Consider the following 19,445-nt stretch of genomic DNA (forward strand, 5'->3'; position numbering starts at 1 on the left):
TTGCAATAGGGCCGAATCGACGCCTGCTCAATCGTCATTGTAGAGGCTGGCGCCGGGGCCTGCCGGAAGACCCTTTCCGGCTATAGGCACGATTCACGGCCCCCTGCATGTGTAGACCGTTTCACTCAAGAGAGGACTCTCAATGAACGCAAAAATCATGACCCGCCTGTCGGCATTGGCTGTCGTCGGTGCGCTGCTCGGCGGCTGCGCGACCCAGCAAGGCACGGATACGGCCGTCGGCACCGGCGTCGGAGCCGGCACGGGCGCCGCGCTCGGCGCGATCTTCGGCGGCGGCAAGGGCGCGGCGATCGGCGCGGGCGTCGGTGCGGCCGTCGGCGGCGTCACCGGATACAACTGGCAGAACATCAAGAACAAGCTGTCGGGCGCGACGAAGGGCACGGGCACGCAGATCACGGAGCAGCCGGACGGCTCGCTCAAGCTCAACATCCCGAGCTCGGTCACGTTCGACACGAACAGCTACGCGATCAAGCCATCGTTCGCCCCTGTCCTCACGCAGGTGGCGCAGACACTGAACCAGAATCCGGAAGTGGTTGCGCAAGTCGTGGGCCACACGGATAGCACTGGCCAGCCGGCGTACAACCAGACGCTCTCCGTCAACCGCGCGCAAAGCGTGACGAACGCGCTCGCGCAAGACGGCGTCGCGCCACAGCGCCTGGCCGCGTCGGGCATGGGCGCGAACCAGCCGATCGCCGACAACAGCACGGAAGCAGGCCGGGCACAAAACCGCCGCGTGGAAATCTACCTGCGCGCAACGGCGCAGCACGCGCAGTAAGCGCGTGGGGACGGCATGGGCCGCGCGATTCGCGGCTCATGTCTGCGAGCGCCTGCGGCGGCTCGCGCGAGCGGCAATCGGAGCGCTTCGTGCAGAAGTCTTGCCGGGATACCCGGGCAAGACGTGACAGCGGGCCGCAAAAGCAGATCGAAAAAATTTTCGAACTCTTGTGAAAATCCGCTGTCTCTCATTACGGTACGTGTGCGGCGAGGCCGCCGCGTCACCATTCTCCTCTTGTCGTTGTTGCTCCGGGGCCCAGCCCCGGTTTTTTTTGTCTGTATTTTCCACCCCTCTGCAATTCTTCCAGGGCCGCGCCGCCGCTCGCTTGCGTCATGCGAAACGCGGACCGCGCACCGGCGCTCATCACCCGCGCGCTGCCGCCGGGGGTTCACGCTGGTAAAATCGGCGATTCGGGCCGGTTCCGCGCGCGACGACAGTCCGCGAGGCCGCGTTCGACAACCCGAGCTGCATGAGCGTCATCCGTCCGTGCAGTCCTGGGCGCAGCGCCGTCCGCCAGTACTGCGACGGCCGCCCGTACCTTCCGCCAGTCCATAGAACCCACATGTCAGCAACCGACGCCACCGCGGTTCAATCCGCGGACCTCACCGCCGCCAGCGCGCCCAAGGGCCGCCGCCAGATCCTCGTCACGTCTGCCCTGCCGTACGCGAACGGGCAAATCCATATCGGCCATCTGGTCGAATATATCCAGACGGACATCTGGGTCCGCGCGCTGCGAATGCATGGGCACGAGGTCTATTACGTCGGCGCCGACGACACCCACGGCACCCCGATCATGCTGAAGGCGGAGCAGGAAGGCATCACGCCGAAGCAGCTGATCGACCGTGTGTGGCAGGAGCACAAGCGCGACTTCGACAATTTCGGCATTTCGTTCGACAACTACTACTCGACGGATTCCGAAGAGAACCGCGTGCTTTCCGAATCGATCTACACGGCGCTCCAGGCGGCCGGCCTTATCGAGGCCCGCGAGATCGAACAGGCGTATGACCCCGTCAAGGAAATGTTCCTGCCGGACCGCTTCATCAAGGGCGAATGCCCGAAGTGCCACGCGAAGGACCAGTACGGCGACAACTGCGAAGTGTGCGGCTCGACCTATCAGCCGACGGAGTTGATCAACCCGTATTCCGTGGTGTCGGGCGCGACGCCCGTGAAGAAGACCTCGACGCACTACTTCTTCAAGCTGTCCGATCCGCGCTGCGAGACGTTCCTGCGCGGCTGGGTCGGCGGCCTCGCGCAGCAGGAAGCGACCAACAAGATGCGCGAGTGGCTGGGCGACGCAGGCGAAGCGAAGCTCGCCGACTGGGACATCTCGCGCGACGCGCCTTACTTCGGCTTCGAGATTCCGGGCGCGCCGGGCAAGTACTTCTACGTGTGGCTCGACGCGCCCGTCGGCTACTACGCGAGCTTCAAAAACCTCGCGCAAAAGCGCGGCGTCGATTTCGACGCGTGGGTGAAGAAAGACTCGACAACCGAGCAGTATCACTTCATCGGCAAGGACATCCTGTACTTCCATACGCTGTTCTGGCCGGCGATGCTCGAATTCTCGGGCCATCGCACGCCGACCAACGTGTTCGCACACGGCTTCCTGACCGTCGACGGCGCGAAGATGTCGAAGTCGCGCGGCACGTTCATCACGGCCAACAGCGTGATCGAAACGGGTATGAACCCCGAGTGGCTGCGCTACTACTTCGCGGCCAAGCTCAACAGCACGATGGAAGACATCGATCTGAACCTCGAAGACTTCCAGGCGCGCGTGAACAGCGACCTCGTCGGCAAGTACGTGAACATCGCGAGCCGCGCCGCGGGTTTCCTGATCAAGCGCTTCGACGGGCGCGTGCAGGACAGCGCGATGCAGCATCCGCTGCTCGCGTCGCTGCGCGGCGCGATTGCGCAGATCGCCGCGCACTACGAAGCGCGCGACTACAGCCGCGCGCTGCGCCTGACGATGGAACTCGCGGATTCCGTCAACGCTTACGTCGATGCGGCCAAGCCGTGGGATCAGGCGAAGGACCCCGCCAACGCCGTCGCGCTGCACGAAACGTGCAGCGTGTCGCTCGAAGCGTTCCGTCTGCTGTCGCTGGCGCTCAAACCCGTGCTGCCGAAGGTCGTGGAAGCGGCCGAGACGTTCCTCGGCATCGAGCCGCTCACGTGGACGGACGCAAACAGGCCGCTGGATTCGGCACACGCGATCAACGCGTACAAGCATCTGATGACCCGCGTGGATCCGAAGCAGATCGAGGCGCTTCTGGCCGCGAACCGCGGCTCGCTGCAGCCGGTCGCGGCGACGGAAGCCCAGGCAGCCGACGCGAAAGCGAAGGCCAAAGCGCACGCGAAAGCGACGGCGGCCGCGCACGGCGATGCGCAAGCGAAGCCGGAAGACAGCGGCATCATCACGATCGACGATTTCGCGAAGATCGATCTGCGCATTGCGAAGATCGTCGATTGCCGCGCGGTCGAAGGCTCGGACAAGCTGCTGCAACTGACGCTCGACGTCGGCGAAGAAAAGACGCGCAACGTGTTCTCTGGCATCAAGTCGGCGTATCAGCCGGAGCAGCTGGTCGGCAAGCTGACGGTGATGGTCGCGAATCTCGCGCCGCGCAAGATGAAGTTCGGCTTGTCAGAAGGCATGGTGCTCGCGGCATCGGCCGCCGATGAAAAGGCCGAACCGGGCATCTACGTGCTCGAACCGGATAGCGGCGCGAAGCCCGGCATGCGCGTCAAGTAGCGCTTGACCCATCGCTTTGCCGGCGCGACCGTCGCGCCGCACCAAAAGCACGTCTTCGGACGTGCTTTTTTTTCGTCCACACGATGCAGCCTTGCAGCCGAGCCCTTTCTCAAAATAGGACTCTTCCTAAATTCCTTCGGATCGAATTCTTCGAAAATTGAGAACAGTTTGTCAGACGCGCGAGACGACCGCCCCGCTGCCGACACCTGCTTCAGAGCGGCCGTATCGAGCCAGCACGCACGGCCTGTCACGCGAGTCTGGACATCCGCCTCCCATGTTGAACACGCCGCGCTCGCGCAACCCGCGATCCGCTTTCACCCGACCACTGACATGAGCACTGATTTCTCCCTCGACCGGTTCGAAACCCTCGTCGCTGCGCGCGACCACGATGCCGCCCATGAATCGCTGATAGACCTGATCAATACCTTCATTTCGAACCGCAGCCGGCTGCCGGGCGTCGATCTGGCCTTCGCCGATCCGACCAAACCCCCGAGCGAAGAGGCCGCGGCGACACTGCAACGCATCGCCGACGCGATCACCGCCCTGCTCGCCGATCCGCAGTTCAAGCTCAACGATGGGCAGTTCAACCAGCTGTTCAACGCCCGCCACTGGCTCAACATGCTGTTCGTCGCGTCGTCGTATGGCAGCACGGACCATATCCTGCGCGCGCTGCTCGAACACGACGCCCAAACGAACGATCCTGGCAACACGAAGGCGCTGATCAGAAAGCAGATCGTGCTGTACACCGTCGAATCCGAATACGAGATCGACCTCGCCGATCTCGCGATCCACGAGCCGGCGCTGGCGACGAGCCTCGGCATGTCGGTCGTGGGCTCGGCCGTCGTGATCTCGCCGGCGGCGCATGCCAAGCGGGAGCGCCTGATCGAATGGCTGCCCGCCGCGCTCGACGCGATCGGCGATCTCGACGAGCTGCCGGGCGGCGCCGTCTGCGGTGCGTACATGCATTGCAGCTATTCCGACCTGCCGAACCGGCACGCGATGAAGCGCGGCATCAGCCGGCTCGTGCGCAAGAAGCTGGGCGAACTCGGCCTGCTCGCCGACGAAGCCAAGGTCGGCCGCGCCGCGACGATGGCGCAGCAATCCGGCACGCACGCCGAGCGCAAGCCGCTGATGATCGTCGTGCTCGAGTGGTTCAACGGCGGCCATTCGATCTATCGCACGCATTCGCGCACGATGCTCGCCGCGCGCGAGCGTTTCGAAGTCGTCGCATTCGGCGAGGCGCAGCATGTGGACGAGGCGGGCCGCGCCGTGTTCGACCGCTTCATTCCGTTCGAGCATCCGGAGTACGTCGGCGAGATCGTCCGGCAGGTGCAGGACTTCGCGCGCGACAATCCGCCCGCCGTGCTGTACATGCCGAGCGTCGGCATGTTCCCGCACACGATCTTCATGACCAGCGTGCGCATCGCCCCGCTGCAGATCGCCGCCCTCGGCCATCCCGCGACGATGCACGCAGAGTGCATCGACTATGTGAGCGTCGAGGAAGACTTCGTCGGCGATCCCGCATGCTTCAGCGAGAAGCTGATGCGCCTGCCGAAAGACGGCCAGCCGTACGTGCCGTCGAAGCTGCTCACCGACATCACGCCGAACATTCCCGAGCGCGGCGCGTACGTCAATATCGCCGTGACGGCGAGCGCGATGAAGCTCAATCCGCGCTTTCTCGACGCGTGCCGGCGGATCATCGAATCGGCAGGCATTCCCGTGTGCTTTCACTTCATGACCTCGTGGTCCGAGGGTCTCGATATCGCGTACGTTCGCCGCCTGATACACGCCGCGCTGCCGCGCGAGAACGTGCTCGTGTACGGCGGGTTGAGCTACGCCACATACCTGAAGGTCATCAACGTGATGGACATGTTCGTGAGCCCGCTCCCGTTCGGCAATACGAACGGCATCGTCGATGCGCTCACGCTCGGCTTGCCCGGCGTCAATCTGTGCGGCGCCGAGGTCTTCGAGCATATCGACAGCGGGCTATTCGCCCGCGCGGGCGTGCCCGCGTGGCTGACCACGCACTCGGTTGATGAATACGTGCGCGCCGCCGTGCGGCTCGCGACGCAGCATGAAGAGCGTGAAACGCTGCGTCGCCGGTTGATCGACGACAAGGCCGTCGAGCGGATTTTCGAGGGGCGGCCCGAAGAGTTCGGTCGGAACGTTCTGGCGCTGGTGAACGCGCAGGCGCGGCCGGCGTCGGTGGCCAGCGCAAACACAAAAACAGACGCAAAGGCGAAAGCGAAAGCGAAGGCAAAACCGCGCACCGCGAGGTAACGCATCCGCCCCGCCCTTTCTCCCCTCACACAGGCCGGCCGTTCGCGACACGTCATCCGCGGCGCGCCGGCCTTTTCGTCACCACCGCAGCCGGTCGAAGCGCCGCGTGTACTGCAGGTCCATCCCCTGGAACGTGCCGCCGTAAGCGGCCACCGACCAGTAACGCGTCAGGTTCACCGTCGCCTTGATCGCGTTGCTCGACGACTGCAAACCCTGTTCGTAGCCGATCACGAGCCATTCGCTGATCGCCTTCGATACCATCACCACCTGCGGATCGGTCAGCCCCACTTCGCTGCGCCCGATCGAGAACTCGTCGAGGCCGAACTCCTGCGCGATCCGCTTGCCGCTGGCGCTGCCCAGCAGCGCCAGCGCCGTCGTCATCGTGCTTTGCTGGCCGATGCTGTTGCCCTGGTCCGTGCCGTGCCCGAACAGCAGCCACGACAGCTTTTCGTTGTCGGGGACGTTCGGCTCCGACACCAGTTTCGCGACAGGCGACTGGATCGTGCCCGTCACCTGCACGCCCGCCTCGACCTGCTGGTTGCGGCGCATCGCGAGGATATTGATGCCGGGATTCGCGACGGGCCCGTTGAACGTGAAGAAGCCGTTTTCAATCGCGAGCTTGCGGCCGAAGGCGATATAGGTCGAGTCTTCCGTTACGCGCACGTTGCCGACCGCGCGCAGCGGCATGTTCGGCGCGGAAAGCGCGGTGATCGTGCCGCGCAGCCCGACGTCCGCGCCTTGGCCGCGGAAGCGGAATTTCTGGCCGAGATCGATATCGATATTCGCGCGCGGCGCAAGCGCGCCCACGGGCTTGTTCGAATTGCCGGTTTCCTGTGGCTTGCCGCCCGCCACCGTTCCGTCCGGACGCACCACCACGACGTCGTCGCCCAGTCGCGGCTCTGACTTGTCGGGCATATCGAAGAGGGCGTGATCGATGGCGAACTTGCCGTTGATCGACAGCCCGCCCTGCGTGCCGGCGTTCGCGATGCTCGCGCTGCCCGACATCGTCAGTTGCCGGTCCGGCGACGCGAACAGTTCGAGCTTGTCGGCGACGATGCTCGCCGTCAGATCGGGCTCGGCATTGTCGAGCCGCACCCGGCCCTTCGCGCGCAGCGTGCCCGTCGCGCCGTGAAATTCGACCTGCTGGAAATCGACGAGATTCTCGGACAGCGCAATGCGCACCACGCCATCCTTCAGTTGCACGCCCTGATCGACGAGCGTCGCCGACACTCCGTCGCCGACCAGCGAGCCCGACAGATTCGGCTTCGCCACGGTGCCGCCGAGCGCGAGCTTCAGCGCGAGATGCCCGTCGAGCAGATAGCTCGGCCCGAACAGGCCGCCCGTGGTCTTCAGCGACGGCACGCTGGCGTCGATGCTGCCCGTCAGCGGCCCTTCTTCGTCGACGGTGAGCACGCCGTCGCGAGGCACGAGCGTCGTGTGCGCGGCTGCGTCGATCACACCGATGCGGCTCGCCTGCGCATGCACGGTCGCGTTCAGCCGATTGCCGCCGCTGAAGTCGGCGCGCGCGGCGATGTCGATGATGCCGACGGGCGCGAAGCCGCGCCCTACTTCGAGCGTGATGTCGCCGCCGCGGCGCTTCAGCTCGACATGACCCGTCGCCGTTTCGCCGAGCGCGAAATCCCAGTTGCCGTCGAAGACAAGGTCGGTTTTCAGCGTCGACGGCACGCCCGTGAATTCCTGCCGCAGTTCGAGCATCCGCGCGACCGATACGCCCGTCAGCGTGCCCGCCGAGCGGACGCGGCCATGATCGAGCGCAAACGACTTCAGATCGAGCGCCGCGCCTTCCAGCGTGAGGCGCGTCGCGCCGAGCGTCACGCGAGCGCCGCCCGCGCTGACGGCGAGGGGCGTCTCCATGTTCAGCGCGGGCGTCCCTTTGTTCGACAGTCGCGTGAGCGTGCCGTCCCAATGCGCGCCGTCGCGTGCGTCGGTGAGCCTGCCGTTCGCGGCGACGGCCAGATCGAGCGGCCGGCCTTTCAGCGTGCCCGTCGCGGCTGCGTCAAGCGTGTGCTTCGCGCGCGTGCCGTTCAGGCGCGCGGTGAGCGTGTTCAGCTCGACGCCCGCCGTGCTGACGTCGCGCGCGTCCGCCGTGAAGACCATCGCGCCGTTCGCGCCGTCGCGCAGTTCGGCATGCCCTTCGGCATGACCGACCTTGTTTTCGCCGAACACGACGCTCTGTGCCTTGTAGTCGAGTGTGACATTCGGGTGGTCGAAGGTGCCCGTCACGTCGCCCTGCGCCACGACGAGGCCCGCAAGGCCGAAGCCGAGCCGCTCGAGCGCCGGCGCGTCGATATGAAAGCGCAGACGGTCGCCGCGCGCGCCGAAGCTGCCTTGCAGATCGACCTGATTGCCCGCCACCGACAGGTTCGCGCGGCTCGGCAGGATGCGCGAGCCGGCCAGTTGAATGGTGCCGCTGCCCGTCATCGGCAGGCCGTCGTAGACGCTCTCGCCGAGGCGGAATTCAGCCTTCGTCGTGAACGTCGGCGCGAGCACGCCCGCGGCCGTCAGCGTGCCGTTCACGCGCGCTTCGATCTTGCGCGCGACGGGGGCTTTCGCCGAAGCTTTCGCCGGCATTTTCGCGGACGTCTTCGGCGGCGCGTTCATGGGCGCCTCGGCGGAGGCTTTCGGCACGTCCGGCTGCGCGCGCCCGCCTTGGTCCTGCTTGTCCCCCTTGTCGTTGGCCTTGTCTTTGGCCTTGCCCTTGCCTTCGCCTTTGCGCCCGCTGTGCCCGGCAGGTGGCGGGGCGCGCGACGGCATTTGCGATGTCAGCGACAGCGGATCGAAGTCGGTCAGCGTCGCCTTCAGGTTGTAGGTGGAACTGGCGTCGTGCTTGATTGCGCCGTTCAGATCGATGCGCCCTTTGCCCGAACTCACGCGCACGTCGTTGAAGCCCGTGCGCGCCCGATCGAGCGTGATCTTGCCCTGCACACGCAGCGCCGCCTTCGGATCGTTCAGATCGAGCGTGACGCTTTGCACGTCGTCGTTCAGCCGGATCGAGACCGGGCCGGCGAACTGCGTCGGCCGCACGCTCGACTGCAACGCATTCAGATCCAGCTTCGCGACTTTCAGGTCGAATTGCCCGCGCTTGCCCATCAGCGCGCCGCCGCCCGTGATGGCCGCGTCTTTCATGAGACGTACGTCGAGGTTCGAGACGCGCTGCGCGCGGGCGTCGAGCTGCACGTCGGCATGCGCGTCGATCAGCGGCAACAGATGCGCGTCGATCGAGCCGGGCTTCCCGTTCACAATCGACACCTGGCCCTGCACCGCGAACCCCTGTGCGCCGTGGGCGGCATCCGGCTGGGATGCCGCGACGGGCGCTTGCGCCGGCGTTTGCGAAGCTGGCGTCGTTGTCGTAGCCGTGGCGGCAGGCGAACGTGCGAAGGCTTGTGCACGCGCGGCGCTCTTCGCGCGTCCCGCACTCGCTGCCCCGCCGGCGCTCGCCGCACTGGCCACGCTCGCCGCACTGGCCACGCTCGCCGGCGCGCCAGCGCTCGCAGCAAGCGCCGGACTCGCGACGCCCGCCGCGTCGCGCTGCACCGGCTGCAATTGGGCGCGCACGGCGAGATCGGCGAACGGCGCGCCGGGCGCGAAGGCCTGCGGATTCACGTGATCGAAGCTCAGCGTCGCGCGCTGCAGCAGCACATCGGCGAACGGCGTCGCCTCGACGCGCGCGTGACCCGTCAGCTTCATCCCCGTCGCGTCGAGCTCGGCGATCAGCGTTTCGAGCGAGCCCGACAGATGTGCTTGCACCTGCACCGCCTCTTCGTTGACCTTGCCTGAATAGCCGGCGTCACCCGTCAGCGGAAACGGGCGCACGCCGTCGAGCTTCGCCGCCGCCGTCACCGCGCCGAACGGCGTATCGAGCCGATCGACGGAGGCCTCGTGACGACGGCCGTCACTGCGTCCATGAAACAGCAGCCGCGCGTACTCGGACGTCGACGCGCCTTCGTGCAACACCAGCCTGTCGACGCTCAGATCGCGCACGTCCAGTTGCAGCGGCAGCCGCAGCTCCTTCGGCAAGCTCATCGGCTCGGACTTCGAGGTCGACGGCGCGATGCGCGCATCGACGCTGCCCACATGCAGATAGTCGACAACGAAGCGCCACGGCTTGTCGGACAGCCTCCATCGCCCGTCGATGCGGTCGACGCGGATATCGGTGCCGCTGCCGTCGAGACTGCGCCAGCGCACGTCGCGCAGGTGCACGCCCGTCGCGATCGCGCCGCCGTCAAGCTTGCCTTCGAGTTGTCCGTGCAACAATTTGACGGCCGCCTGCCATGCGTACGCGGTGCCGCGCTCCGTCACCACCACGCCATACAGCAAGCCGCCCACCAGCGCGACGAGCACAGTGGGCACCGCGATGCCCCACGCGATCGCTTTCCACAGCCGCCGGACGCGCCGCGGCTTTTTCGCGGGCGGCTCGCCGCCGGACGGTGGCGGCGCGTCGGAACCATCCGGGCCGCGCGGCGGCTCCCCGCCCGGCGGTGCGCCGCCCGGCGGGTTCTCAGATGGATTCGCGGATGGGTCCGTCGTCATGCTCGAGAAATGCTGTCGGATTCAGTGTGAAGTCAGAAGGCGATGCCGAGCGTCAGGTACGGACGCACGCTGCGGTTACGGGTGCCATACGCGATATCGACATTCACGGGACCGACGGGACTACGCCAGCGCGCGCCCACGCCGACGCCCGGATAGAAGATCTTTTCGCCCCAGGCGTCGGTGGCCGTGCCGATGTCGAAGAACGCCGCCGCGCCCCAGTCGCGGTTGAACCAGTGCTGATATTCGGAAGTGCCCGTCACGAGGTACTTGGTCGGCAGAATCGAGCCTCCCACATTGTTACCGATGCTCTGATACGCGTAGCCGCGCACCGAATTCGAGCCGCCCGCGCGGAACAGCAGCGACGCCGGCACGCCGCTCGACGGCCCGCTCGTGAACACGCCGCCCAGTTCCGCGCGAAACAGGACCAGGTCGCGCGCGCCGACGGGCAGGTATTGCTGCCCGCGCGCATAGCCGCGAATGAACGTCTGGTCGGTCAGCGCGCCCTTTACCGCAAAGCCCGCTTCGACGTGGATCAGGTTGCCCGAGCGCGGAAACAGCGGGTCGTCGGTATTGCGGCGCGTCCACGACCACGCGGGCAGAAGCGCGCGGCTCGTGGTCGGCGCCTGGGTGTTCTGGTCCAGTCGGTCCTGGTAGTACAGGATCGAGTACCCGTAGTCGATGTACTGCGACGTGCGCGTGCGCTGCAAGCCCGCCCTGAAGCTGTAGATCCGCGTGTCGGACACGTTCGTGCTGGTGTAAGACACGATCCCGCTGTTGGTCCAGCCGCGGCGGCCCGGCGGCATCGCGAGCGTCACCTGGCCATACTGCTGGATCTGGTCGAGCCGGCCAGCGACGGTGAACGGCCAGGCCGCGCCGAACGTGTCGAGATACGAATACGAGCCCTGAATGTGCGCCCCCGTGTCCGTCGAGTAGCCGACGCCGCCGCGCACGCTGTTGTAAGGAAATTCGCTGACCTTCACGTGCAGCGGCGTGTCGAGCGGCCTTGCCGTGTCGTTGCCCACGTCGATCGCGACGCTCGCGTAGTAAGGCGTGTTCTGCAACTGACGCTGCAACTCCGTCACGCGCTGCACGTCGTAGACTTCGCCCGGCGAGATCGGGTTCACGTTTTCGACGATACGCTCGGGGTAGCGCCGCGTGCCCGACACGTCGAGCTTGCCCATCGTGAAGGTCGGGCCGCTGTCATAGGTGACGGACAACTGGGCGTCGTGCGTGCGCGGGTCGATGCGCGCTTCCGAGCGCGCGATCTTCGCGCCCAGATAGCGGCGCGACTGCAGCGCTTTCAGCGACGCGCCCTTCGCGTCGTCCCAGTTCGTCTGCGTGAAAGGATCGCCCTCGTGCAGCGAGAACGCGAAGCGCGTCTTGTTTTCCTGTTCCGGGTCTTCCGTCAGCACGGGGCCGCGAAACGACAGCGAAATCGACGAAATGGTCGTGCGCGGACCGGGATCGACGGAAACGCGCACCACTTTCTTGTCGTCGAGGGTGCGCACGTCCGTCCGCACGACGGGCGTGAAATAGCCTTCCGTCGACGCGAGATCGCGCACCTGCTGCGGCGTCGCCGTCACCAGAAAGTCGAACTGCTCCGGGCTGATGTCGTCGCGCTTCGCGAAGCGCGAAATGTCGAGATGCTCTTCGAGCAGCTTGCGCAACGAGCGCGGCGACGCCTCGACATCGACCTTGTACGACGGCTTCGCGCGCGCGGCATGGGCGTGCGGCGTCATGAGCAGCAGCACGCAGAGACCGCACGGCAGACATGCGCGCAGCAGTACCGCCGCAAGCGATGCGCGTTGCATCGCGCGACGGCCTCTCACCGTGCTTTCGTTGCTGCACTCGCACGTCCGCTCGCTGGCCCACCCCGCCAAACACGACCTCCGGCTCTTATTGACCATTTGTTGAAGAATGCCGACACCCGGCCTGTCATGGCGCAGGGGAACGTGCGCTATTTGACCACATCGGCGCTCACGCGCCATTGATGGACCGCGCGAAAGCCGTCCGTGCATGAAGCCGGCATATGAAGCAGGCAGGCGCAGCCCGACAGCGGCAGCCGGTCAGATTCGCCCGCCTATGCCCCGGCAGACGCGCTCCCGCACGAGCGCATGCCCAAGGCGTCCGCCTTTGACGCCGCCCGCCGCCCGCCGCTCGCGGTTCCGCCGACTTTTCGCTTGCGTCGCGCGGGCTTGCGGTAAAATCCATTTCTGCACGAGCGGCCCCGCCGTCGAGGCAATCTGTCAAGGCCCGCAACCGGGCGCCGTCATCTTCATTCACGGACGTCGAGCCATGTATCAATCGGATATCACGCAGTTCCTGAATCAACTGAAGCAGCAAAAGCCCACTCTGGAAGAAGAGCAGCGCCGCGGCCGCGCGCTCCTGTGGGACAAGCAGCCGATCGACCTCGACGAACGCGCGTCCAATCAGGAGGCACGCGTGAGGCAGACGCCGTACGTCTACTACCAGAACTTCTAAGTGACCACCGCCGACGAGGCCCGCGCCGCAACGGAACAGCCCGACGCGGCGCTCGCCGCGCCCGCTACCGACTCGACGCCCGACACCGTCGACGGCATCGCTTTCGCTCGCCTGTACGGCGAGCCGCTTTTCAAGCTGCCGCAGGATCTGTACATCCCGCCCGACGCGCTCGAAGTCTTTCTCGAGACCTTCGAAGGCCCGCTCGACCTGCTGCTGTACCTGATCCGCAAGCAGAACTTCAATGTGCTCGACATTCCGATGGCCGAAGTGACGGCCCAGTATCTCGGCTATGTCGAACAACTGCGCAAGACCAATCTCGAACTCGCGTCCGAATACCTGCTGATGGCGGCGATGCTGATCGAGATCAAGTCGCGCATGCTGCTGCCTGTCAAGAAGGCCGACACGGGCGAAGAGGCGGAAGATCCGCGCGCCGAACTCGTGCGCCGGCTGCTGGAGTACGAGCAGATGAAGCTCGCGGCCCAGCGGCTCGACCAGTTGCCACAGCTCGGGCGCGACTTCCTGCGCGCCGAGGTGTACATCGAGCAGAGCATCACGCCGCGCTTCCCCGATGTGAACACGGACGACCTGCGCGCCGCATGGGCCGACGTGATCAAGCGGGCCAAGCTCGTCCAGCATCACAAGATTTCGCGCGAGGAACTGTCCGTGCGCGAGCACATGAGCGTGATCCTGCGCAGGCTGCAGAATGCGCGCTTCATGGAGTTTTCCGAGCTGTTCGACACGACGCGCGGCGTACCCGTCGTCGTCGTGAACTTCATCGCGATGCTGGAGCTGTCGCGTGAATCGTTGATCGAGATCACGCAAGCCGAGCCGTTCGCGCCGATTTACGTGCGGCTGGCCTATCTGCCCGCCTGACGGGCTGCCGGCGCGCCGCGGAGTGAAAGCCATTGCAGCACGCTCGCGCCGCGGCCGTCCACGAACCCGTATCGGGGAGATCCGGAACCCGAAACAGACGCGCGATCTGTTTCATCACCTGGAATTTCCGGCGTTTACCCTGCCGCCCCGAATCGGTGCAGCACGACAATAAATCCACTACAATCCCGCGCTCGAAGCCGGTCCAACCGGTTTTGTCTGCGTGGACACCAGAAACCGCGCGCGGCGTCGCGCGAACGAGACAACCGCGAGTCACGCTGCCGCCTCATCAGCGGCCTGCACGGCTCACAACACCGCCCGATCATGAAAGTCATCAGCTCGATCCAGGAATTGCGCGACCAGTTGCGCGGCCAGAACCGCACCGCCTTTGTGCCGACGATGGGCAACCTGCACGAAGGCCATCTGTCGCTGATGCGCCTTGCGCGCCAGCACGGTGACCCGGTCGTGGCAAGCATCTTCGTGAACCGTCTGCAGTTTGGCCCGAACGAAGACTTCGACAAATACCCGCGCACGCTCGAAGCCGATATCGAGAAGCTGCAGAAGGAAAACGTCTACGTACTGTTCGCGCCGACGGAGCGCGACATGTATCCGCAGCCGCAGGAATACCGCGTGCACCCGCCGCACGACCTGGGCGACATCCTGGAAGGCGAGTTCCGGCCCGGCTTTTTCACGGGCGTATGCACGGTCGTGATGAAGCTGATGTCGTGTGTGCAGCCGCGCGTCGCCGTGTTCGGCAAGAAGGACTACCAGCAATTGATGATCGTGCGCGCGATGACGGAGCAGTTCGCGCTGCCCACCGACATCATCGCCGCCGAAACCGTGCGCGACACCGACGGCCTCGCGCTCAGCTCGCGCAACCGTTATCTGACTGAATCCGAGCGCGCCGAAGCGCCGATGCTCGCGGCCACGCTCGCGCGCGTGCGCGAGGGCGTGCTGTCGGGCAATCGCGATTTCGCGAAGCTGGAACAGGAGGCGATGGCGTCGCTGGCCGCGCGCGGCTGGAAACCGGACTACATCGCGATTCGCAAGCGCGCGAATCTGGTCGCGCCCGCCGCGCACGAGCACGACGCGGCGCTTGTCGTGCTGGCCGCCGCGAAGCTCGGCGCGACGCGCCTGATCGACAACCTCGAGATCTGAACCTCAACCGCGGCGCCCGCGCGGCCGGACACGGCCCGCGCGCAGCGAAGCCCAAGGATTAGCCATGCAACGCAACATGCTGAAGTCGAAGATTCACCGCGCGGCCGTCACGCACTGCGAGCTGCACTACGAAGGCTCGTGCGCAATCGACGAAAACCTGCTGGAAGCCGCGAACATCGTCGAGAACGAGCGCATCGACATCTGGAACATCAACAACGGCGAGCGCTTTTCGACGTACGCGATCAAGGGCGAGCGCGGCAGCGGCATGATCTCGCTGAACGGCTCGGCGGCGCGGCGCGCGCAACTGGGCGACCTGGTGATCATCGCGGCGTTCGCGAACGTCGACGAGGAAGAGTTGAAGGCGGGATGGAAGCCGAATCTCGTGTTCGTCGACGAGAACAATGTGATCAAGGGCAACCGCGATCACGTGCCGACACAAAGCTGGACCTGAGCGCTCGCCGCGCCGTCACAGGCTGAGGGCGCGCGGCGCAGCGGTTCGGCGCATGCTCCGCTGTGAGCGTGCGTCAGTTCTGCTTCGCGCCGCCTTTCGCGCCTGAGCCTTTCCCGCCTGTGCCCCTACCGTCGATCCATGCCGTGATCGACTCCCACTGCTCCAGATCCTTCTCGACGCGGCTCTTTGCGACGTCCCACAGCGTCAGGCCGTGCGCCGCCAGTTGCACATAGTTCTGCGTATCGCGCAGATAGCCGAGCACGGGCAGGTTCAGCCCGTCGACGAACCGATGCAGCTGGTCCGCCGACTTCGTGCGCGCATCCACGCGCATGCCGACCACGCCGATTTCGATCGCGCCCTTGCGGACGGCCTTTTCCTTCGCGAGCCGTTCAAGAAATTCCTTGGTCGCGAGGATATCGAAGATGGACGGCTGCAGCGGCACGATCACCTTGTCGGCCAGCGACAACGCCACATTCAGCCGATTGCCGTGCAGACCGGCGGGCGTGTCGACGATGGCCTGTTCGAGGCCCTTGGGCGGCTTGGCGGGAGCATCCGGATCGACGTGCCAGGTTTCGATGGCCGGCAACGTCCCCGGACGCAGATCGAGCCATGCATGCGCGGATTGCTGCCGGTCGAGGTCGGCGAGCGCGACCCACTGCCCTTCAGCCGCGAAATAGCCAGCCAGATTGGTCGACAGCGTGCTCTTGCCCACGCCGCCCTTTGGATTCGCCACCACGATCACCGTCATGTATTGCATTCTCCCGGGAAGATGGCTGGCGCTGCCAGCCGGTTTGCCGCTCGACTTGCGGCCCGTCCGCGCTGCGCGGCCCGCTGATGCGGCGCGTGCTGCACTGCGCGTGACGTGGCCCGATTGTTCCAGCCGTTGATAATATCGGCAAAATTCGTCAGGCCGAAGCCCCTACGCATCCGGGGGACGCTTCCAGCCCCTTTTTTGAGAGCAAACAGGATCATGAGCAAACTGCGCAGCGAATACACGATCGACCGTCTCCATGCACGCCAGAAAGGCTCACTGCCTGCGCTGCTGGGCGTGCGCGTGATCGGCCTCGAAGAAGGCACGCTGACGGCCGAACTGACGGTGCGCAGCGAGTTGCTCGCGCCGAACGGCTTTCTGCACGCGGCCACCGTGATCGGGCTCGCCGATACCGCTTGCGGCTACGCATGCCTCGCGCATCTGCCCGACAATGCGCGCAATTTCACGACGGCGGAACTCAAGAGCAATTTTCTCGGGACATCGACGCAAGGGACCATCCGCGCCGTCGCAAAGGCCATGCATCTGGGACGCAGCACGCAGGTATGGGACGCGACCGTCATCGCGCCGGACGGCAAGACAATGGCGCTATTTCGCTGTACGCAGATGGTGTTGTACTGACGTACCCGCGCAGCGCCTCCTTGTCCGCGGGCGTGGCGAAGCCGCTCGAAGCCGGCCGCCTATGACGATTTACAACAAGTCCGGCCGCAGTTTCCGCCACCCGGCGAGGTATGATCGGACGCGCCATTGGCGTCCCAGCAGCGCGTCCATCATTCCAGCAACATGTCCCCTCAACCGCCGAATTTCCAGGCCGCGTTCGATGCGCACATCGCCGGCCGCCTCGACGAAGCCGAACGCGGGTATCGCGAGGTGCTCGAACACGACCCGCATCATGTGGATGCGCTCCATCTGCTCGGCGTCGTTCTGTCGGTACGCGGCGTATGGATCGAAGCCGAAGCGCTCATTCGCCACGCGATCGCGCTGAGAGAAAGCGCGCATTTCCTCGCCAATCTCGCCGATCTGCTAATGCGGCGTCAGCGAAGGCAGGAGGCTGAAGCAGCCTGCCGCCGGGCCATTGAAATTGACGCGGGCTGCGGACTCGCGCATTTCCACCTCGCCGAAGCGCTGGCGGGGCGGCAGCAAGTGCGGGAAGCCGAATCCGAGTATCGCCGCGCCATCGAACTCGAGCCCCGGCTCCTTGCCGCGCGGAACAATCTCGGCACGCTGCTGATGCAAGAGAACCGGCAGGACGACGCAATCGCGATCTACCACGAGACGCTCGAAATCGACGGCGCTTACATTCACGCGTTGTACAACCTGGGGATGGCGCAGTTGCGCAGCGTGCGTCTGGCGCAGGCGGAAGCGGCATTTCGCCGGGCGCTCGGCATACAGCCGGATCACCGCGACGCCCTGCACAATCTCGCGACGACACTGAAGCTCGCCGGCCGGTATGACGAGGCAGAAGCGCTCTATCGTCAGACGCTGGCGCTCGCGCCGGACTTCGCCGACGCCCGCTTCAACCTCGGTATCCTGCTGCTTACGCAAGGGCGCTTCGACGAAGGCTGGCTGCATGCCGAGGCCCGATACGCGCCACAGCGGCCGCGGAAAGATACCCCTGCGCCGTCCGGCACTCCGCAATGGCACGGAGAATCGCTCGACGGAAAGTCGCTCGTGTTGTGGCATGAGCAAGGTTACGGCGACTGCGTGCAGTTCGCGCGCTATGCACCGCTTCTCAAGGCGTGCGGCGTGCGCCACCTGACGCTGATGTGCCCGCAGCCGTTAAGACCACTGATCGAAACACTCGATGGCGTAGATGCCGTCAAGACGCATAGCGGCACCGTCGAGCCGCACGATTACTGGGCGTACCCGCTGAGCCTGCCGCTGCACTTCGGCACGACACTCGACACCATTCCCGCCGCGCTGCCCTATCTTCACGCGCCGCCGGATCGCATCGAGCGCTGGCGCGCGCGCCTCGGGGCGCGGCCGGGGCTGAAGGTCGGCCTCGTCTGGAAGGGCTTTGCCGACAATCAGCACGACGCGACGCGCTCACTGCCCGGCCTCACGCCGCTCGCGCCGTTGTGGTCGGTGGCCGGCGCGACGTTCTTCAGCTTGCAAAAAGGCCAGGGCGAAGCCGAAGCGATGGCGCCTCCCGCTGGTCAATCCGTCGTGCATCTCGGGTCGGCGATCGAGGATTTCGGCGATACGGCGGCCATCATCGCGCAACTAGACCTGGTGATCTCGGTGGACACCGCCGCGGCGCACGTCGCGGGCGCCCTCGGCAAACCATGCTGGCTGATGCTGCCGTACGACTGGACGGACTGGCGGTGGCTGCGCGGGCGCGAAGATTCGCCGTGGTATCCGCGCGTGATGCGGCTCTTCAGGCAATCGGCTTCGCGGGACTGGACCGAGGTGGCAGAACGGATGGCGAAGGCGCTGCGGGCGTGGCGCGCATGATCGCGTAGCCGTCGATGACACCGCGACGCGCATGGCGTTTCGGCGCCGCGTTTGATGCAGGGTCCGACGCGGGTTTGACGCGGGTTTGACGCGGGTTTTGCCCGTGTTTGGCCTGCGTTTGACCTGCGTTTGACGTGCGTTTGACCTGCATTTGACCTGCGTTTGCCTGCGTTTGCCTGCGTTTGGCCTGCATTTGACCTGCGTTTGCCTGCGTTTTGCCTGCGTTAGGCCTGCGTTAGGCCTGCGTTTGGCCAGCGTTTGGCCTGCGTTTGGACTGTGTTTGGACTGTGTTTGTACAGCGGGTAGGCCGCACTTTGACGGGCATTTTTAACCGCGCTGCAGACGCCCGCGTGGACGGCGATTGCCTCCCCGATCCACACCGCGACGGGCGCACGCGCGACTGACACCACGCGCGCCCCGTCCTTTCGTTACCCGCTCAAGCCGCCTTGCGCGTCTGCCCCAACGCCGCCGCCTTTGCGCCGCCGACAGCGTAAAGTCCATTGCCCAGCAGCGACTGCACGACGAGGGTCACGGCCCAGAACGCCGGATACTCCCAGCCGCCATGCGGCGACGCGAAGCCCCAGCCGTTCGGCAGATGCACCGACATCGCGCCCAGCATGAACGGCAGCAGCACCAGCGCGACCCAGCGAACCTGCACACCCGCAAGCAGCGCGATCCCGCCGAACAGCTCGACGAACGTCGTCACATACGCGAGCCAGCCGGGAAAGCCGATCGACTCGAAGAATTGCGCCGCGCCAGGCAGCGTGAAGACAAGAATTTTTTGCAGGCTGTGCGCGAGATACAGCACGCCGAGCGCGACGCGCAAGATCGTGGCGGCAAGCTCCGCTTTGTTGCTGGAGGTCGGGTTCATGTCGGTTCCTCATGACGGGTGTGA

Annotated in this window: 13 protein-coding genes; 9 read left to right on the forward strand and 4 right to left on the reverse strand. The window is 65.6% G+C overall.

Annotated elements, in window-relative coordinates:
• The first annotated feature begins 142 nt into the window (after positions 1-142).
• The 3 genes from J8I87_RS16855 (at position 143) to J8I87_RS16865 (ending at position 5,816) form a co-directional block, all read left to right on the forward strand.
• Positions 143-793 (forward strand): OmpA family protein, encoded by a 651-nt coding sequence (locus tag J8I87_RS16855; RefSeq protein WP_209932676.1) that lies wholly within the window; start codon positions 143-145, stop codon positions 791-793.
• A gap of 562 nt (positions 794-1,355) precedes the next feature.
• Positions 1,356-3,536 carry a methionine--tRNA ligase gene (gene metG / locus J8I87_RS16860; RefSeq protein WP_209932677.1) on the forward strand — a complete coding sequence of 727 codons (2,181 nt, stop codon included), beginning with the start codon at positions 1,356-1,358 and terminating at the stop codon, positions 3,534-3,536.
• Positions 3,537-3,866: 330 nt separating this feature from the next.
• Entirely contained in the window at positions 3,867-5,816 is a 1,950-nt protein-coding gene (locus tag J8I87_RS16865; protein WP_209932678.1) for an adhesin, read from the forward strand.
• Positions 5,817-5,894: 78 nt separating this feature from the next.
• Here J8I87_RS16865 and J8I87_RS16870 read toward each other — a convergent pair whose 3' ends face one another.
• On the reverse strand, positions 5,895-10,367 hold the full coding sequence (locus J8I87_RS16870) for a translocation/assembly module TamB domain-containing protein (RefSeq protein WP_209932679.1): 4,473 nt from the start codon (positions 10,365-10,367) through the stop codon (positions 5,895-5,897).
• Positions 10,368-10,399: 32 nt separating this feature from the next.
• The gene (locus J8I87_RS16875; protein ID WP_245253986.1) at positions 10,400-12,178 is read right to left on the reverse strand and encodes an autotransporter assembly complex protein TamA; all 1,779 of its coding nucleotides are present in this window, start codon (positions 12,176-12,178) and stop codon (positions 10,400-10,402) included.
• Between the two features lie 484 nt (positions 12,179-12,662).
• Here J8I87_RS16875 and J8I87_RS16880 point away from each other — a divergent pair, with 484 nt between their 5' ends.
• The 4 genes from J8I87_RS16880 (at position 12,663) to panD (ending at position 15,327) form a co-directional block, all read left to right on the forward strand.
• Entirely contained in the window at positions 12,663-12,848 is a 186-nt protein-coding gene (locus tag J8I87_RS16880; protein WP_209932683.1) for a DUF3460 family protein, read from the forward strand.
• Positions 12,849-13,721: a ScpA family protein gene (locus tag J8I87_RS16885; protein WP_209932685.1), complete on the forward strand. Its 873-nt coding sequence runs from the start codon at positions 12,849-12,851 to the stop codon at positions 13,719-13,721.
• Between the two features lie 321 nt (positions 13,722-14,042).
• Positions 14,043-14,876, forward strand: a complete 834-nt coding sequence (gene panC, locus J8I87_RS16890; protein WP_209932687.1) for a pantoate--beta-alanine ligase — start codon at positions 14,043-14,045, stop codon at positions 14,874-14,876.
• Between the two features lie 64 nt (positions 14,877-14,940).
• A complete protein-coding gene (gene panD / locus J8I87_RS16895) occupies positions 14,941-15,327 on the forward strand; it encodes an aspartate 1-decarboxylase (protein ID WP_209932689.1) in 387 nt (128 codons plus the stop codon).
• 73 nt (positions 15,328-15,400) lie between these two features.
• Here panD and J8I87_RS16900 read toward each other — a convergent pair whose 3' ends face one another.
• Complete coding sequence (locus J8I87_RS16900) at positions 15,401-16,075, reverse strand: ParA family protein (protein ID WP_209932691.1); 675 nt, start codon at positions 16,073-16,075, stop codon at positions 15,401-15,403.
• 222 nt (positions 16,076-16,297) lie between these two features.
• Between J8I87_RS16900 and J8I87_RS16905 the strand changes: the two genes are divergently transcribed.
• Complete coding sequence (locus J8I87_RS16905) at positions 16,298-16,717, forward strand: PaaI family thioesterase (RefSeq protein WP_209932693.1); 420 nt, start codon at positions 16,298-16,300, stop codon at positions 16,715-16,717.
• Between the two features lie 162 nt (positions 16,718-16,879).
• Complete coding sequence (locus tag J8I87_RS16910; RefSeq protein ID WP_209932694.1) at positions 16,880-18,550, forward strand: tetratricopeptide repeat protein; 1,671 nt, start codon at positions 16,880-16,882, stop codon at positions 18,548-18,550.
• A 436-nt stretch (positions 18,551-18,986) separates the two neighbouring features.
• Here J8I87_RS16910 and J8I87_RS16915 read toward each other — a convergent pair whose 3' ends face one another.
• Positions 18,987-19,421 carry a DoxX family protein gene (locus tag J8I87_RS16915; RefSeq protein WP_209932695.1) on the reverse strand — a complete coding sequence of 145 codons (435 nt, stop codon included), beginning with the start codon at positions 19,419-19,421 and terminating at the stop codon, positions 18,987-18,989.
• Positions 19,422-19,445 lie beyond the last annotated feature (24 nt).

Origin of the sequence: Paraburkholderia sp. LEh10 (assembly GCF_017814945.1) — a bacterium.
GTDB lineage: Bacteria > Pseudomonadota > Gammaproteobacteria > Burkholderiales > Burkholderiaceae > Paraburkholderia.

Excerpts from the sequence above, each read along its gene's own strand:
- J8I87_RS16875 (WP_245253986.1), bottom strand. The coding sequence starts at position 12,178 with ATGCAACGCGCATCGCTTGCGGCGGTACTGCTGCGCGCATGTCTGCCG.
- J8I87_RS16880 (WP_209932683.1), top strand. The coding sequence starts at position 12,663 with ATGTATCAATCGGATATCACGCAGTTCCTGAATCAACTGAAGCAGCAA.
- J8I87_RS16900 (WP_209932691.1), bottom strand. The coding sequence starts at position 16,075 with ATGACGGTGATCGTGGTGGCGAATCCAAAGGGCGGCGTGGGCAAGAGC.
- J8I87_RS16870 (WP_209932679.1), bottom strand. The coding sequence starts at position 10,367 with ATGACGACGGACCCATCCGCGAATCCATCTGAGAACCCGCCGGGCGGC.
- metG (WP_209932677.1), top strand. The coding sequence starts at position 1,356 with ATGTCAGCAACCGACGCCACCGCGGTTCAATCCGCGGACCTCACCGCC.
- J8I87_RS16855 (WP_209932676.1), top strand. The coding sequence starts at position 143 with ATGAACGCAAAAATCATGACCCGCCTGTCGGCATTGGCTGTCGTCGGT.
- J8I87_RS16865 (WP_209932678.1), top strand. The coding sequence starts at position 3,867 with ATGAGCACTGATTTCTCCCTCGACCGGTTCGAAACCCTCGTCGCTGCG.
- panD (WP_209932689.1), top strand. The coding sequence starts at position 14,941 with ATGCAACGCAACATGCTGAAGTCGAAGATTCACCGCGCGGCCGTCACG.
- J8I87_RS16910 (WP_209932694.1), top strand. The coding sequence starts at position 16,880 with ATGTCCCCTCAACCGCCGAATTTCCAGGCCGCGTTCGATGCGCACATC.
- J8I87_RS16905 (WP_209932693.1), top strand. The coding sequence starts at position 16,298 with ATGAGCAAACTGCGCAGCGAATACACGATCGACCGTCTCCATGCACGC.
- panC (WP_209932687.1), top strand. The coding sequence starts at position 14,043 with ATGAAAGTCATCAGCTCGATCCAGGAATTGCGCGACCAGTTGCGCGGC.
- J8I87_RS16915 (WP_209932695.1), bottom strand. The coding sequence starts at position 19,421 with ATGAACCCGACCTCCAGCAACAAAGCGGAGCTTGCCGCCACGATCTTG.